At 71.8% G+C, this 15940-nt stretch carries 16 protein-coding genes; 4 read left to right on the top strand and 12 right to left on the bottom strand.

Translation table 11 applies throughout. The features are described from left to right. Nucleotides 1-70: 70 nt before the first annotated feature. Nucleotides 71-1858, bottom strand: coding sequence for a 2-isopropylmalate synthase (gene leuA / locus FKN01_RS00920; protein WP_143615741.1), 1788 nt, complete (start codon nt 1856-1858; stop codon nt 71-73). A 315-nt stretch (nt 1859-2173) separates the two neighbouring features. Between leuA and FKN01_RS00915 the strand changes: the two genes are divergently transcribed. After that, nucleotides 2174-3250 (top strand): M4 family metallopeptidase, encoded by a 1077-nt coding sequence (locus tag FKN01_RS00915; RefSeq protein ID WP_143615740.1) that lies wholly within the window; start codon nt 2174-2176, stop codon nt 3248-3250. Between the two features lie 11 nt (nt 3251-3261). Beyond that, nucleotides 3262-3528, top strand: a complete 267-nt coding sequence (locus FKN01_RS00910) for a protealysin inhibitor emfourin (RefSeq protein ID WP_143615739.1) — start codon at nt 3262-3264, stop codon at nt 3526-3528. A 175-nt stretch (nt 3529-3703) separates the two neighbouring features. On the opposite strand, the gene era is transcribed toward FKN01_RS00910, so the two are convergent. The 3 genes from era to FKN01_RS00895 form a co-directional block, all read right to left on the bottom strand. Then, nucleotides 3704-4678: a GTPase Era gene (gene era, locus FKN01_RS00905; protein ID WP_185992688.1), complete on the bottom strand. Its 975-nt coding sequence runs from the start codon at nt 4676-4678 to the stop codon at nt 3704-3706. 94 nt (nt 4679-4772) lie between these two features. Beyond that, nucleotides 4773-5126, bottom strand: a complete 354-nt coding sequence (locus FKN01_RS00900; protein ID WP_143615737.1) for a cytidine deaminase — start codon at nt 5124-5126, stop codon at nt 4773-4775. Next, nucleotides 5123-6073 carry a helix-turn-helix transcriptional regulator gene (locus tag FKN01_RS00895; RefSeq protein WP_260696730.1) on the bottom strand — a complete coding sequence of 317 codons (951 nt, stop codon included), beginning with the start codon at nt 6071-6073 and terminating at the stop codon, nt 5123-5125. Before FKN01_RS00895 ends, FKN01_RS00900 begins: the two co-directional genes overlap by 4 nt. 101 nt (nt 6074-6174) lie before the next feature. On the opposite strand from FKN01_RS00895, the gene FKN01_RS00890 reads away from it, so the two are divergent. Next, nucleotides 6175-7635: an MFS transporter gene (locus tag FKN01_RS00890; protein ID WP_143615736.1), complete on the top strand. Its 1461-nt coding sequence runs from the start codon at nt 6175-6177 to the stop codon at nt 7633-7635. Here the strand turns inward: FKN01_RS00890 and FKN01_RS00885 are convergent. From FKN01_RS00885 to FKN01_RS00865, 5 genes are all read right to left on the bottom strand, one after another. After that, complete coding sequence (locus FKN01_RS00885) at nt 7575-7928, bottom strand: MmcQ/YjbR family DNA-binding protein (protein WP_143615735.1); 354 nt, start codon at nt 7926-7928, stop codon at nt 7575-7577. The two genes, FKN01_RS00890 and FKN01_RS00885, sit on opposite strands and share 61 nt — an antisense overlap. Then, nucleotides 7925-9223 carry a hemolysin family protein gene (locus FKN01_RS00880; protein WP_143615734.1) on the bottom strand — a complete coding sequence of 433 codons (1299 nt, stop codon included), beginning with the start codon at nt 9221-9223 and terminating at the stop codon, nt 7925-7927. The genes FKN01_RS00885 and FKN01_RS00880 overlap by 4 nt, the downstream gene beginning before the upstream one ends. Continuing rightward, entirely contained in the window at nt 9220-9717 is a 498-nt protein-coding gene (ybeY, locus tag FKN01_RS00875) for an rRNA maturation RNase YbeY (protein WP_143615733.1), read from the bottom strand. The genes FKN01_RS00880 and ybeY overlap by 4 nt, the downstream gene beginning before the upstream one ends. A 9-nt stretch (nt 9718-9726) precedes the next feature. Continuing rightward, entirely contained in the window at nt 9727-10779 is a 1053-nt protein-coding gene (locus FKN01_RS00870; protein WP_143615732.1) for a PhoH family protein, read from the bottom strand. A gap of 121 nt (nt 10780-10900) precedes the next feature. Next, a complete protein-coding gene (locus FKN01_RS00865; protein WP_143615731.1) occupies nt 10901-12007 on the bottom strand; it encodes a PfkB family carbohydrate kinase in 1107 nt (368 codons plus the stop codon). A gap of 301 nt (nt 12008-12308) precedes the next feature. On the opposite strand from FKN01_RS00865, the gene FKN01_RS00860 reads away from it, so the two are divergent. After that, complete coding sequence (locus tag FKN01_RS00860; protein WP_143615730.1) at nt 12309-13664, top strand: MFS transporter; 1356 nt, start codon at nt 12309-12311, stop codon at nt 13662-13664. Here FKN01_RS00860 and FKN01_RS00855 read toward each other — a convergent pair. The 3 genes from FKN01_RS00855 to FKN01_RS00845 are packed head-to-tail and all read right to left on the bottom strand — an operon-like array spanning nt 13628 to nt 15923. After that, a complete protein-coding gene (locus FKN01_RS00855; protein WP_143615729.1) occupies nt 13628-14620 on the bottom strand; it encodes an adenosine deaminase in 993 nt (330 codons plus the stop codon). The genes FKN01_RS00860 and FKN01_RS00855 overlap by 37 nt on opposite strands. Nucleotides 14621-14655: 35 nt before the next feature. Continuing rightward, nucleotides 14656-15564, bottom strand: coding sequence for a ribonuclease Z (locus FKN01_RS00850; protein ID WP_143615972.1), 909 nt, complete (start codon nt 15562-15564; stop codon nt 14656-14658). Next, on the bottom strand, nt 15564-15923 hold the full coding sequence (locus FKN01_RS00845) for a histidine triad nucleotide-binding protein (protein ID WP_143615728.1): 360 nt from the start codon (nt 15921-15923) through the stop codon (nt 15564-15566). The genes FKN01_RS00850 and FKN01_RS00845 overlap by 1 nt, the downstream gene beginning before the upstream one ends. Nucleotides 15924-15940: the final 17 nt, after the last annotated feature.

The following is a 15940-nucleotide window of genomic DNA, read 5'->3' as shown; positions in this document are numbered from 1 at the left end:
AACCCCGCCCCCCGGGAGCGGGGGGCGGGGTTCGCGGGCCGTAAGGCTTCGGGCCCTTTCGGGCGCCGGGTCAGCGGGCGGCGCGGTTGACGGCCGAGACGACCGCCTTCAGCGAGGCGCGGGTGGTGTTGGCGTCGATGCCGATGCCCCACAGCACCTTTCCGTCGATGGCGCACTCGATGTACGAGGCCGCCTGCGCGCTCGCGCCCTCGCTCATGGTGTGCTCGGTGTAGTCCAGCAGCCGGGCGTCGATCCCGATGGCCTGCAGCGCTTCGAAGAACGCCGAGATCGGGCCGTTGCCGGTGCCGGTCAGCACGCTGTCCGTACCGTCCACGGTCGCCTCGACGGTGATCGTGTCGCGGCCGTCGGAGCCGGTCGTGCTCTGGCCGGAGCGGATCTGCACCCGCCCCCAGGCGTTGTCCGGGTTGGGCAGGTACTCGTCCTGGAACACGCTCCAGATCTGCGCCGGCGTGACCTCGCCGCCCTCGGCGTCGGTCTTGGCCTGAATGATCCGGGAGAACTCGATCTGCATCCGGCGGGGCAGGTCCAGCTTGTGGTCGTTCTTCAGGACGTACGCGATGCCGCCCTTGCCGGACTGCGAGTTGACCCGGATGACCGCCTCGTAGGAACGGCCGACGTCCTTCGGGTCGATCGGCAGGTACGGCACGGCCCACTCGATGTCGTCCACGGTCTTGCCGCGGGCGGCCGCGTCGGCCTCCATGGCGTCGAAGCCCTTCTTGATGGCGTCCTGGTGGGAGCCGGAGAAGGCGGTGTAGACCAGGTCGCCCGCGTAGGGGTGGCGCGGGTGGACCTCCATCTGGTTGCAGTACTCGCTGGTGCGGCGGATCTCGTCGATCTGCGAGAAGTCGATCTGCGGGTCGACGCCCTGGGAGAAGAGGTTCATGCCCAGCGTCACCAGGTCGACGTTGCCGGTGCGCTCGCCCTGGCCGAACAGGCAGCCCTCGACGCGGTCCGCCCCGGCCATCAGCGCCAGTTCGGCGGCGGCGACGGCGGTGCCGCGGTCGTTGTGCGGGTGGACGGACAGGCAGACGAACTCGCGGCGGGACAGGTTGCGCGACATCCACTCGAACCGGTCCGCGTGCGTGGACGGCGTCGAGCGCTCCACGGTGGCGGGCAGATTGAGGATGATCTCGCGGCCCTCCTCGGGCTGCCAGACGTCACAGACCGCCTCGCAGACCTCCAGGGCGAAGTCCAGCTCGGTGTCGGTGAAGATCTCGGGGCTGTACTGGTAGCCGAAGATCGTCTCGTCGCCCAGGATCTTGTCGGCGTACTCCATGACCAGCCGGGTGCCGTCCACCGCGATCTGCTTGACCTCCTCGCGGGAGCCGCGGAAGACCACGCGGCGGAAGGTCGGGGCGGTCGCGTTGTACAGGTGGACGGTGGCGCGGCGGGCACCGACCAGTGATTCGACGGTCCGCTCGATCAGTTCCTCGCGGGCCTGCGTCAGGACGGAGATCGTCACGTCCTCGGGGATCGCGCCCTCTTCGATGATGGAGCGGACGAAGGCGAAGTCGGTCTCGCCGGAGGACGGGAAGCCGACCTCGATCTCCTTGTACCCCATGCGCACGAGCAGGTCGAACATCTCGCGCTTACGGGCCGGCGACATGGGGTCGATCAGGGCCTGGTTGCCGTCGCGCAGGTCGGTGGAGAGCCAGCGGGGCGCCTTGGTGATCCGCTTCTCGGGCCAGGTGCGGTCGGGAATGTCGACGGCCTCGTAGCGGCCGTACTTGTGGACCGGCATCCCGGACGGCTTCTGCAGCACCGTGGCGTTGGTGATCGGCGTGGGACGGCCCACGGCGTTCGAGGCGGGGGTCTGGGCGGGGTTCACTTCGGTCATGGCGCAGGGCTCCTCGGGTGTCCTTCTCCGGGACGGCCGACTGTGTTACTGCAACACCAGACTCCGCGGGGAGGGGGTCGGCCTCGACTACAGGCCCTCACCGCGGCAGCTAAGAAGAAGCAGCCCGAAACGCATGATGCGTCGAGACTAGCCGAGGGGCGCCCGAGACGTGGGTGCCGTATCAGTATGCGGGATCGGCGACCACGCCGGCCGGTCGCCGGCGACTTAAACGCCCAACAGTGACCAATCACTCCATTTCAGCAACCAAGGTTGCAACCAGTGACACGTCACTCACGGAGTGCCACAGTCGTGTGTATGAAGCCTCGTTCACAGCAGGGGTTCCACCCCGTCTTCTGCACCATCGTCCCGCCCCACGTCCTCGACAAACTGTCCCAGTCCGACGACCCCGTCCTCGCCGACCCGGCACGCCGCACCCTGGAGTCCGACGCGGCCCGCCGCACCCGCCGCCAGGTGACGGCCACCGCCCGGCCCGCCGCCCCCGCCGAACCGGACGACGAGGGCACCGCCACGCCCGACCGCACGCTCTACGACTGCCGCCACGGCACGGACCTGCCGGGCACCAAGGTCCGCGGCGAGGGCGAGAAGCCCACGAAGGACGCCAGCGTCAACCGCGCGTACGCGGGCCTCGGCGCCACCTTCGACCTGCTCCTCACCGCGTACGGCCGGCGCTCCATCGACGGCCGCGGACTGCCGCTCATCGGGTCCGTCCACTACGACGAGAAGTACAACAACGCCTTCTGGGACGGCGAACAGATGGTCTTCGGAGACGGGGACGGGGAGATCTTCCTCGACTTCACCGTCGCCCTCGACGTGATCGCCCACGAACTGGCCCACGGCCTCACGCAGTACACGGCCAATCTGAGCTACTACGGCCAGTCCGGCGCGCTCAACGAGTCGGTCTCGGACGTCTTCGGCTCCCTCGTGAAGCAGTACTCGCTGGGCCAGACCGCCGACCAGGCGGACTGGCTGATCGGCGAGGGGCTGCTCGCACCCCGGGTCCAGGGCGTGGCGCTGCGCTCGATGAAGGCGCCCGGCACCGCGTACGACGACGATGTGCTCGGCAAGGACCCGCAGCCGGCGTCCATGGACGACTACATCCACACCGGGGACGACAACGGCGGCGTCCACCTCAACTCCGGCATCCCCAACCGCGCGTTCTACCTCCTGGCGACCGCGCTGGGCGGCCACTCCTGGGAGCGGGCGGGCCAGCTCTGGTTCGATGTGCTCACAGGTGGTGAACTGGCGGTGGACGCGGAATTCGCGGACTTCGCCCGGCTGACCGTGGCAGCGGCGCGCAGCCGCTTCGGCGAGGGCGACGAGGTGGAGGCCGTCCTCAAGGCGTGGTCGGAGGTGGGCGTCCCGACCGACTAGGAGGACACCGCATGCGGATTCAGGTGAGCAGGACCGGCGGCTTCGCCGGCATCGCGCGCCACCGCGAGATCGACACCTCCGGACGGGCCGACGCCCGGGAGTGGGAGGCCCTGGCCGGCGCGGCGCTCGCCGACGGCCAGGCCGCCGCGCCCAAGGGCGTCCCGGACGGCTTCAGCTACCGGATAACGGTCGACGGCAGGACCGTGCACTGCGCGGACCCCCGCCTGACCGAGGCCCAGCGCGCCTTGGTCTCACGCGTCCTGAAGGAGGGCGCGTGAGCCGGGGAGGGCCGGGAACGGCGGGGAAGGCCGAGGAGTCCGCTGCTCAGAACCCCAGCTTCCGCAGCTGCTTCGGAACCCATCCACACCGCCCCCCTCGCACCCCTCGGCCCCTGGGGGCATCAGCGGCTTCGAGCGGCTGCGCCGGCCTCCGGCCGCCGACACCCGGCGCCGCTCAGAACCCCAGCTTCCGCAGCTGCTTGGGATCGCGCTGCCAGTCCTTGGCGACCTTGACGTGCAGGTCGAGGAAGACGGGGGTGCCGAGCAGGGCCTCGATGTGCTTGCGGGACTTCGTGCCGACGTCCTTCAGCCGCTTGCCCTTCGGGCCGATGATGATGCCCTTCTGGCTGGGGCGCTCGATGTAGACGTTGGCGTGGATGTCCAGCAGCGGCTTGTCCGCCGGCCGGTCCTCGCGCGGCAGCATCTCCTCCACGACGACCGCGATGGAGTGCGGCAGCTCGTCGCGTACGCCTTCGAGCGCGGCCTCGCGGATCAGCTCCGCGACCATCACCATCTCCGGCTCGTCGGTGAGGTCGCCCTCGGGGTAGAGCGGCGGGCCCTCGGGCAGGAGCGGGGCGATCAGGTCGGAGAGCAGGTCGACCTGCTGGTCCTTGACGGCCGAGACCGGGATGATCTCCGCCCACTCGAAGCCCAGCTCCTCGCCGAGCCTGGAGACGGCCAGCAGCTGTTCGGCGAGCTGCTTGGAGTCGACCAGGTCGGTCTTGGTGATGATCGCGATCTTGGGCGTCTTTTTGATGCCCGCGAGCTCCTTGACGATGTACTTGTCGCCGGGGCCGAGCTTCTGGTCGGCCGGCAGGCAGAAGCCGATCACGTCGACCTCGGCCCAGGTGGTGCGCACGACGTCGTTCAGCCGCTCGCCCAGCAGGGTGCGCGGCTTGTGGAGCCCGGGGGTGTCGACCAGGATCAGCTGGGCGTCCGGCCGGTGCACGATGCCCCGCACGGTGTGCCGGGTCGTCTGCGGGCGGTTGGAGGTGATGGCCACCTTCCTGCCGACCAGAGCGTTCGTCAGGGTGGACTTGCCCGCGTTGGGGCGGCCCACGAAGCAGGCGAAGCCGGCCCGGTGGGGGGCGGGGGTCTCGGCCTGCCGCGCGGCGGCTTCAGAGTTAGGTCGAACGCTCATGGCGCCCATTGTCCCCGATCCCGGGGGCGGCGGGGCACCGAGGCGCCCGCCGCGGCCTCCGGGCCCGCGTTCGTACGGCCCCCGGGCCCCCGCCCGTACGGGGTCAGCCGGCCGTGACGCTGAGCCGCAGCTGTCCGTCCGGCCCGGCGAGCAGGACCGGCGTACCGGCCCCGCCCAGGTCCCGTACGGCGGCCCGGTCCTCGTCGGAGGGGGCGTCCGCCTCGGAGACGATCGCGGCGGCCTCCAGGGACTTCGCCCCGCTGGCCACGGCCATCGCGACGGCCGTCCGCAGCGCGCTGAGCCGCAGCGACTCCAGCTCCACGGTCCCCGCCACATAGGTGCGCCCGGTCTCGTCCCGGACGGCCGCGCCCTCCGGGACGCCGTTGCGGGCGCGAGCGCTGCGCGCCAGGGTGACGATCTTGCGGTCCTCGGCGCCGAGGTCGGTGGTCTCAGTCATGTGCCGAGCATACGAAGCCCGGCCCGGGTCCCGGCAGGTGGGACCGCGGCGCTCGTTCCCGCACCGGGTGGCATCGCGCCGCGCCGGGCGTCCGGCGAGGCCAGCCACCGCAGCTTCTCCTCCGTGCCGCTGTCCGGCCACGGGGTGTGCAGCACGACCACCAGATCCGGACGGGCCGGGATGCGCAGCTGGGTGGTCTCCAGGACCAGCTCACCCGCGGCCGGGTGCGCGAGCTTCTTGCGCATCTGCCCGCCCGGCGCGATGTCCCGGCGCGCCCACAGCTCGGCGAACTCGGGACTGCGCGCGGACACCTCGGCCACGACCGCCCGGAACCCCTCGTCATCGGGGCACTCCGCGCAGGCGGCCCGGAACTGGGCGACGACCCGGGCGGCGGTCTCCTCCCAGTGCCTGTTCCGGACCCGGTGGACCGGATCGGTGAAGAAGTCGATCACGCAGTTCCGCGTACGCCCCGGCCGCAGCCCCATCACCGCCGATGCCGCGTCGTTGTACAGCACCACGTTCCAGTACCCGTCCATGATGTGCGCCGGGTACGGCATCCAGGCGTCCAGCAGCCGCTGGAGCCCCTCGCACATGTCCGCGTGCGCCGGATCGACCTCCGGGGCGGGCGGGTTGAGCCCCGCCAGGACGTAGAGGTGCCGGCGTTCGGCGCTGCTGAGCCGCAGCACCCGGGCGACCGAGTCCAGCACCTGCGGCGACACGGTGATGTCCCGGCCCTGCTCCAGCCACTGGTACCAGGAGACGCCCACCCCCGCGAGGACGGCGACCTCCTCACGGCGCAGCCCCGGGGTGCGCCGCCGGGCCCCGCCGTCCGGGAGTCCCGCCTCGGCCGGGCTGATCCGGGCCCGCCGGCTCATCAGGAACTCCCGCAGCTCACCGAGGCGGTGCGCTTTGCCGGTGTCCACCTCGGTCCGGGCCGGTGTGCCCACGTACGCCTCCTGGAGTCCGGGCCCGCGTCTGCCTGGTGGTGCGGGCAACAGGATAAGTACCCGCTCCCCACGGATATTCCGGCGGCGGCAGGCTCATGCCCATGGCGATCGACTCACCCACCCCAGCACCCGCCGCCTTGCCGGCTCCCCCACCGTCCGGCCCGGACCGGCTGTCCGGCCGGGCCCATCTGGTCCTCCTGGTCCTGTGCGCCGCGCAGTTCATGGTGTCGCTCGACTTCTCCGTACTGAACGTGGCCCTGCCCGTGCTCGGTGCCGACCTCGGCCTGAGCCGGTCCGGTCTGCAGTGGGCCATCACTGCCTTCGCGCTGCCCTCCGGCGGCTTCCTGCTGCTCTTCGGACGGATCGCCGACCTCTACGGCCGGCGGCGGCTGTTCCTCACCGGTCTCGCCGTCTTCGGCGCCGCCTCCCTGCTCGCCACGCTCGCGTGGAACCCGGCCGCGTTCCTCGCCGGACGGGCCCTGCAGGGGCTCGGCGCGGCGGTGATCGTGCCGACCGGGATGTCCCTGCTGACGACCACCTTTCCCGAGGGCCCGCAGCGCGACCGGGCGCTCGGCATCAGCGGCACGCTGCTCTCCCTCGGCTTCACCGTCGGCATGGTCGCCGGTGGCACGCTCACCGACACGCTGGGCTGGCGGTCCACGATGGGGCTGCTGACGCTCGCGGCGGTCCTCGTGCTCGCGGCGGCGCCCGCGCTGCTGACGGAGTCCCGTACGCCCGACCGGCCCCGGCTCGACGTGCCGGGCGCGGTGACGGTCACCGGCGGCCTCCTGGCCCTGATCTACGCCCTGTCCACAGCGGCCGAGCACGGCTTCGGACGGGTGGACGTGCAGGCCGCCCTGGTGGCCGGGGTGCTGCTGCTCGCCGCGTTCGGCATGGTCGAGGTCCGTGCGTCCGCCCCGCTGGTCTCGCTGCCGATGCTCCGCCGTCGCACGGTGGCCTTCGGCAACCTGGGCGGGCTGCTCACCTTCTCGATGATGAGCACGGTCGTCTTCGTCCTGACCCTGTATCTGCAGGAGGTGCTGGACCTGTCGGCGTTCGCGACCGGTCTCGTCTTCGGCGCGCAGGGCCTCGCCTCGGTGGTCGCGGGGATGTACGCGGCGAAGGTGATCGGCCGGATCGGGGCCCGGCGCACGCTGGTCCTCTCGCTGCTGGGCCAGGGGCTGTTCACCGCGACCCTGCTGGGCCTGGGCGCGCACTCCGGCGTGTGGCTGGCCACGGCAGCCGTCTCGCTGGCCAGCATGTGCCATCTGGGCGCGATCATCGCGTACGGACTGACCGTCACCACCGGCGTGCCGGACGCGGAACAGGGCCTGGCGACGGGCCTGGCGACCACGACTCAGCAGGTGGGTCTCACGGTCGGCATCCCGCTGCTCGGCGTGCTGGCGACGACGCAGGAGTCCCTGCTCGGCGGCGTACGCACCGTGGCCGCCATCGCGGCGGGCCTGCTGGTCATCGCCGCCGGGGCGGTCGCGGCGGGCACCTACCCCCGGTCCAGCCGTAGCCGCTCCGACCGGGGCAGCCCCGCCACCACCAGGTCGTAGCTGTCCTCGATCAGCTCGCGCAGCTTCGCGTCGGGCAGTCCGGAGACGGTGACGGTGTTCCAGTGGCGCTTGTTCATGTGCCGGCCGGGCACCACCGCCTCGTACTCCTCGCGCAGCCGCACGGCCTCGTCCGGGTCGCACTTGAGGTTCACCGTCAGCGGCCGGGCGTCCAGCGGGCTCAGCGCGAACATCTTGCCGAGCACCTTGAAGACGGACGCCTCGGGCCCGAAGGGGAACTCCTCGACGCTCGCGTTGAAGCCCAGGCAGAAGGCCCTCAGCTGCTGCGGGGTCATTCCGACGCCGCCTCCTCCTCCTCGGGAGCCACCGGCTCCACCAGCACCGTGACGATCTTGTTGCGCCGGCCCGCCGGGGACTCCGCGGTCAGCCGCAGCCGCCGCCCGTCGGGCAGGCCGACCTCGGAGGACGCACCGGCGATCGGGACCCGGCCCAGCGCCTTCGCGAGGAGCCCGCCGACCGTCTCCACGTCCTCGTCGTCGTACTCGTCGAGGCCGAACAGCTCGCCGAGGTCGCCGATGTCGAGCCGGGCGGTGACCCTGAAGCAGCCGTTCTCCAGCTCCTGGACGGGCGGCAGCTCACGGTCGTACTCGTCGGTGATCTCGCCGACGATCTCCTCCAGGATGTCCTCGATGGTGACGATGCCCGCCGTGCCGCCGTACTCGTCGATGACGACGGCGACGTGACTGCGTTCCCGCTGCATCTCGCGCAGCAGGTCGCCGGCGTTCTTCGTGTCGGGCACGAACGAGGCCGGGCGCATCGCGGTGGAGACCGGGTCGGCCTCCGAGTCCCGGTTGATGTGCGTCTTGCGGACCAGGTCCTTCAGATAGACGATCCCGACGATGTCGTCCTCGTTCTCGCCGGTGACCGGAATGCGCGAGAAGCCGGAGCGCAGGGCGAGGGTGAGCGCCTGACGGATCGTCTTGTAGCGCTCGATGCAGACGAGGTCGGTGCGCGGGACCATCACCTCGCGCACGAGCGTGTCGCCGAGTTCGAAGACGGAGTGCACCATGCGGCGCTCCTCGTCCTCGATCAGCGACTCCTGCTCGGCGAGGTCCACCATGGCCCGCAGCTCGGCCTCACTGGCGAACGGGCCCTTGCGGAACCCCTTGCCGGGGGTCAGCGCGTTGCCGATGAGGATCAGCAGCTGCGGGACCGGCCCCATGACCCGGGCCAGCGGCAGCAGCACGTACGCCGAAGCGGTCGCCGTGTTCAGCGGGTGCTGGCGGCCGATGGTGCGCGGGGAGACGCCGATCGCGACGTAGGAGACGAGGACCATCACGCCGATGGCGACGGCCAGCGCCTCCCAGGTCTCCGGGAACTCCTTCAGGCAGGCGTACGTGACGAGCACCCCGGCGGCCATCTCGCAGGCGACCCGCACCAGCAGGGCGACGTTGAGATAGCGCGTCGGGTCCGCCGCGACCTGTTCCAGCCTGGCGCTGCCGCGCCGGCCCGAGCGGACCGCCTCGGCGGCCCGGAAGCTCGACGTACGGGCGATGCCCGCCTCGGCGCAGGCCGCCAGCCAGCCGACGACCACCAGCAGGACGACGCCGAAGACCAGGGGCAGGCTCACGAGACGGTCGGGGCGGGAGACGGACCGGTCAGCCCGCGCTCACCGCGCCAGCCGTCCACGATGGCCGCCTGGAGGCCGAACATCTCGGCCTTCTCGTCCGGCTCCTCGTGGTCGTAGCCCAGCAGGTGCAGCACCCCGTGGACGGTGAGCAGCTGGAGCTCCTCGTCCATGGAGTGCCGGGTCTCGGCTTCCTGGCCCTGCTTCTCGGCGACCTCGGGGCAGAGCACGATGTCGCCGAGGAGCCCCTGCGGCGGCTCCTCGTCGTCCTTGGACGGCGGACGCAGCTCGTCCATCGGGAAGGACATGACATCGGTCGGGCCCGGCAGGTCCATCCACTGGATGTGCAGCTGCTCCATGGCCGCGGAGTCCACCACGATCACCGAGAGCTCGGAGAGCGGGTGGATCCGCATGCGCGCGAGCGCGTAGCGGGCGATGTCGAGGATCGCCTGCTCGTCGACCTCGGTTCCGGACTCGTTGTTGACGTCGATCGACATGGTGCGCTGCTACTGCTTCCCGTTGTGACGGCCGCGGCCCCGATGGCCCCCGCCGTCCTGCTCGCCCTTGCTGCTGTCGTACTTCTCGTACGCGTCGACAATACGGCCGACCAGCTTGTGCCGGACGACATCCTGCGAGGTGAGCCGGGAGAAGTGCACGTCGTCGATGCCCTCCAGGATCTCCTGCACCTGGCGCAGACCGCTCTTGGTCCCGGTCGGCAGGTCGACCTGGGTGATGTCACCGGTGACGACGATCTTGGAGTCGAAGCCGAGCCGGGTCAGGAACATCTTCATCTGCTCGGCGCTGGTGTTCTGCGCCTCGTCCAGGATGATGAAGGCGTCGTTCAGGGTGCGTCCGCGCATGTAGGCCAGGGGCGCGACCTCGATCGTCCCGGCCGCCATCAGGCGGGGGATCGAGTCGGGGTCGAGCATGTCGTGCAGGGCGTCGTAGAGCGGGCGCAGATACGGGTCGATCTTGTCGAACAGCGTGCCGGGGAGGAAGCCGAGGCGCTCGCCCGCCTCGACGGCGGGGCGGGTCAGGATGATGCGGCTGACCTGCTTGGACTGGAGGGCCTGGACCGCCTTGGCCATGGCGAGGTAGGTCTTGCCGGTGCCGGCGGGACCGATGCCGAAGACGATCGTGTGCTTGTCGATCGCGTCGACGTACCGCTTCTGGTTGAGCGTCTTGGGGCGGATCGTGCGGCCCCGGCTGGAGAGGATGTTCTGCGTCAGCACCTCGGCCGGGGTCTCCGTGCCGTCTGCCTGGCCGTTGTCGGTGGCCTTGAGCATCGCGATCGACCGTTCCACGGCGTCCTCCGTCATCGGCTGCCCGGTGCGGAGCACGAGCACCATCTCGTCGAACAGGCGCTGGATCAGGGCGATGTCCGCCGCGTTGCCCGTCGCGCTTATGTCATTTCCCCGGACGTGGATGTCGGCCGCCGGGAACGCCGCTTCGATCACGCGCAGCAGCGAGTCGCCCGCTCCCAGGAGCATCACCATCGGGTGAGCGGCCGGGATGCTGATGTGGGCACGCGCCTGCGGCTGTGTGGGTGACTGAGTCATGGGCCGGCCCTCGGGCCTGCGCATACCTCCCGTTGCAGGGTTCTCGCTGCTCGAAAACCTCGTATGCCTCAAGCCTACGACTCCGCACCGACAACACCAGAGGGTTTTCGGGGCGGTGGGGCTAGGCGCGGAAACCGAGCGTGGGCAGGGCCCGGCGCAGCGGCCAGGGCCGGGCGGCGGCCGGCAGCAGGTCGTCCAGGAAGGCGTAGCGCCGCAGCGCGGCCGGGTCCTGCCCGGCGCAGCTGCGCACCCGCTGCCACCAGGCGGCGATCTCCGCCCAGCCGGGGGCCGAGAGCGAGCCGCCGAACTCCTGGACGGAGAGGGCCGCGGTGAGCCCGGCGAAGGCGAGGCGGTCGGCGAGGGGCCAGTCGGCCAGGGTGCCGGTGACGAAGCCGGCCACGAAGACGTCACCGGCACCGGTCGGGTCCAGCGCCTCCACGTCGATGGCCGGGACCTCGGCCGCGGTGCCGGTGGCGGCGTCGACCGCGTAGGCGCCCTCGGCGCCCAGGGTGACGACGGCGAGCGGTACGCGTTCGGCGAGGGCGTGCGCGGCGGCCCGGGGGCAGTCGGTGCGGGTGTAGCGCATCGCCTCCCCGGCGTTGGGCAGGAAGGCGTGGCAGTGCTCCAGGCCGCTCAGGGCGTCCAGGTCCCAGCGCCCGGTCTCGTCCCAGCCGACGTCCCCGAAGATCAGGGCCCCCCGGCGGGCGGCCTCGGCGACCCAGGGTTCGGTGCGGCCGGGCACCAGCGAGGTGACGGCGGCCCGGGCCCTGGGCGGGCAGCGGGGGAAGGCGGGGGCCTCGGGCGAGGCGGTGGCGGGGAGCGCCGGGGCCTCGTGGCCGTGCGAGACCATCGTCCGCTCGCCCTCGTACGCCATGGAGACGGTCACCGGGGAGTGCCAGCCCCGGACCGTGTGCGACCGGGAGAGGTCGATGCCCTCGCCCTGTTCGAGCGCGTCCCAGCAGTACTCGCCGTAGTGGTCGTCGCCGAAGGCGGCGGCCAGGGAGGTGCGCAGGCCGAGGCGGGCCAGCGCGGTGGCCATGTTGGCGACGCCGCCGGGGCTGGAGCCCATGCCGCGCGCCCAGGACTCGGTGCCCCGCACGGGGGCGCTGTCCAGGCCGGTGAAGATGATGTCCAGGAAGACCGTGCCGGTGAGGAAGACGTCGCAGTCGGGGTCCTGCGGGGCGCGCAGCCCGTCCAGCGGGTCGATCTGCGGAATGTCAGCGCTCACCTTGCACTCCCCGGTCGTGGCGGTTGCGGCCAGTGTGCCCGATACGCGGCGGTGTTGGACGAGTGCGCGCCGCGCGTGTGTTCACGGTCGCTGACCTGCGTAAACGTGCTTCGCTACCCATCCGCGAACCACGTAAACACAAAAGTGTCCCAGATCACAGAACACCGGCTTTCGGTGGGCCGGGAGCACTTGATACAAATTGGCCCGCGAGCACCGTTGGAGACGTACCCGACGGAAGCGCCGATTTTTCGCATTTCCCCCCTCCCTTCTGCCTCTTCTCGGCATGTCCTCAGGAACGCCCATGTCCTCGCGCCCTCGCGCCGCGTGGCCCCTGGTCGCCGTGTTCACCGCCGGCTACCTCGCCGCCTATCTCCTCCCCACCATCGTGGGACGGCTCTCCGTCTATCTGGGCCTCAGCACGGCCCAGGCCGGGCTCGTCGGCAGCGCGCTTCTGCTGAGCTCGGCCTCCGCCGGCTTCTTTCTGGCGGGACGCGTGGAGGCGTACGGGCCGTGCAGACCGGCGCGCGTGGGACTGATCCTGTGCGCGGTGGGGTACGGCTGCGCGGCGCTGGCCGGCACCGTGCCGCTGGTGGTCGCGGGCGCGGTGGTCGGCGGCTTCGGTTCCGGTACGGCGACCGCCGTCGCGGCGGCGGGCATCGCCGCCCAGAGCGACCCGCACCGCACCTCGTCCCTGGGCCTGCTGAGCGTCTCGGCGACCGCGGGCGCCCTGTATCTGACGGTCCCGCACCTGGGCGGCGGCCACCGGCTGCCGTTCGCCTCGATCGCCCTGGTCGCGCTCCTGGTCTGGCCGGCCGCCTCCCGGCTCGGCGGCCCGGGCGCGGCGGGGCCCGCCGCGCCCTCGGCGGGCCGGCTGCCGCACCGCCGCTCCGGAATGGTCCTCGCGGGCGGCATGCTCGTCTGGTCGATGGCGCAGAACGCGCTGTGGGGCGTGAGCAGCCGGATCGGCGTGGACCAGGTCGGGCTGTCCGAGGTGACGATCGGCGCCGTCTTCGCCGCCGCGCTGGGCGCCGGGCTGCTCGGCGTGATGGGTGCCGGGGTGCTGGGCTCGAAGCTGGGACGCGCGGTCCCGATCGGGGTGGGCACCGCGGTCATCGCGGGGAGCATCGTGCTCAGTTCGTCCGCCGGGAGCCTCGGCTCCTTCGCGACCGGCGAGATCCTGTGGAACACCGTCTACCCGGTGGTCCTGTCGTATCTGATCGGTCTGGCCGCCTCCCTCGACGTACGCGGGCGCTGGGCGGTCCTCGCGGGGTCCGCCTCGTCCGTGGGCGTCGCCTGCGGACCGGTGCTCGGCAGTGTGCTGTCGGAGGAGGCCGGGTTCCCGGGGATGGGCCTGGTCCTGGGCGCGGCGACCCTGCTGGTCGCGCTGCCGGTGACGGCCGTCGCCCTGCACGTCGGCGGCCGTCCGCTGGTGCCGGGCTCGGTACGCCGCCGGGGCGGTGCGCCGGCGGCCCTGCTGGCGGTCACCACGGGTGCGGTGCCCGGCGCGGTGCCCAAGGTGGGTGCGCCCGAGCAGGCCGTCGCGGAGATCAGCATCCCGGCCCTGCGCCGCCGCCGGCTGGGCCGGAACGCCTTCCGGACGGCCGGCCCGGCGGGCGGCGGTCAGTCGAACGCGTACGCCTCGACCTCGGACAGGTAGCGCGCCCTGCGCTCCTCGTCGTGGTCGAGGAAGGCCGCCTGGAAGGAGTTGCGGGCCAGCGTGCGCAGCTGCTCGCGGTCCAGGCCGAGCGCCTCGTGCACGGCGTGGAAGGTGTCTCCGACGTATCCGCCGAAGTAGGCGGGGTCGTCGGAGTTCACCGTGCACAGCAGCCCGGCCTCCAGCATCGCGGGCAGCGGGTGCTGCTCCAGGGTGTCGACCGCGCGCAGCCGTACGTTGGACAGCGGGCACAGCGTGAGCGGTACGCGCTCCGCGACCAGCCGCCGCACGAGGTCCGGGTCCTCCATGCAGCGCAGCCCGTGGTCGATCCGCTCCACGCCCAGCACGTCGAGCGCCTCGCGGATGTAGGAGGGCGGGCCTTCCTCGCCGGCGTGGGCGACCTTGCGCAGGCCGAGCTCCCCGGCCCGTTCGTACACCTCGCGGAACTTCGCGGGCGGGTGGCCGACCTCGGCGGAGTCCAGGCCGACGGCGCTGATCCGGTGCAGGTGGGGGCGGGCCGCCTCCAGGGTCTCCAGGGCCGATCCGGCGGACTGGTCGCGCAGGAAGCACATGATCAGCTGGGTGGAGATGCCGTGCTTCTCCTCGCTGCGCTCCAGCGCCCGCCCCAGGCCGTCGATCACGGTGCCGATAGGGACGCCGCGGGCGGTGTGGGCCTGCGGGTCGAAGAAGATCTCGGCGTGGCGGACGCCCTGGGCGGCGGCGCGGGTGAGGTAGGCGTCGGCGAGCTCGGCGAAGTCGTCCTCGGTCCGCAGCACGGCCATCAGCGCGTAGTAGAGGTCCAGGAAGCTCTGGAGGTCCTCGAAGAGGTACGCGGTGCGCAGGGCCTCGGTGTCCGGGTGGGGCAGGGTCACGCCGTTGCGCGCGGCGAGCGCGAAGGCCAGTTCCGGTTCGAGGGTTCCCTCGATGTGGAGGTGGAGTTCCGCTTTGGGGAGGTGCACGGTGGTCTCAATCGTGTGGGGGGTGGTGCGTGGAGCTACGCGTGCCGGCTGGGGACCGGTACGCGCATCAGGTCCTGGGCGACGGTCAGCTCGCCCTCGTAACCGGCGGCCCGGGCCTCCGCCTCGAACGCCTCCGGTTCCGGATAGCGCTGGGAGAAGTGCGTCAGGACGAGGTGCCGTACGCCCGCTTCCCGGGCGGCCCGGGCCGCCTGGGAGGCGGTCAGGTGGCCGTGGTCGGCGGCCAGCTTCCGGTCGGCGTCGAGGAACGTCGACTCGATGACCAGCATGTCGCAGCCCTCGGCGAGGGCGTACACGCCGTCGCAGAGCCTGGTGTCCATGATGAACGCGAACCGCTGTCCGCGCCTGTGCTCGGAGACGTCGGCGAGCGTGACCCCGCCGAGTGAGCCCTCGCGCTGGAGGCGGCCGACGTCCGGCCCTGCGATGCCGTGCTCGGCGAGCTTCGCGGGCAGCATCCGCCGCCCGGCGGGCTCGGTGAGCCGGTAGCCGTACGACTCGACGGGGTGCGAGAGCCGATGGCTGTCGAGCGTGTACGCGGCGGTGGTGGCCAGCGGTCCGTCGGCGGCGACCGGGGCCTCGGTCAGCCGCACGGTCTCGCGGTAGGCGGTCGCGTACCGCAGCCGGTCGAAGAAGCGCTGCCCGCTCGCCGGGTAGTGGGCGGTCACCGGGTGCGGGACCTGGTCGAGGTTGATCCGCTGGATCACCCCGGCCAGGCCCAGCGAGTGGTCGCCGTGGAAGTGCGTGACGCAGATCCGGTTGATGTCGTGCGCGGCGACCCCGGCCCGCAGCATCTGGCGCTGGGTGCCCTCGCCGGGGTCGAAGAGGATGCCCTCGCCGTCCCAGCGCAGCAGATAGCCGTTGTGGTTCCGGTGCCGCGTCGGGACCTGGCTGGCGGTCCCGAGCACGACGAGTTCGCGGGCGGACATTATCCGGGCGGCCATTCCAGACCCCGGCCGCCCAGCACGTGCGCGTGCGCGTGGAACACGGTCTGGCCGGCGCCGGCGCCGGTGTTGAACACGACGCGGTACCCGGTCCCGTCGATCTTCTCGTCGGCGGCGACGTTGCCCGCCTCGCAGAGCACGTCGGCGAGCACCTGCGGTTCGGCGGCACCGAGGGACGCGGCGTCCGGGTGGTGCAGGCGCGGGATGACGAGTACGTGGGTGGGGGCCTGGGGGTTGATGTCGCGGAACGCGACGGTGGTGTCGGTCTCGCGGACGATGGTGGCCGGGATCTCCCCCGAGACGATCTTGCAGAACAGGCAGTCGGGCTGCGGTTCTCCTGCCATTCGCTTACGCGCTCCTT

Origin of the sequence: Streptomyces sp. 130 (genome assembly GCF_007096885.1) — a bacterium.
Lineage (GTDB): Bacteria > Actinomycetota > Actinomycetes > Streptomycetales > Streptomycetaceae > Streptomyces.
This window is presented reverse-complemented; position numbering and strand designations above follow the sequence as displayed.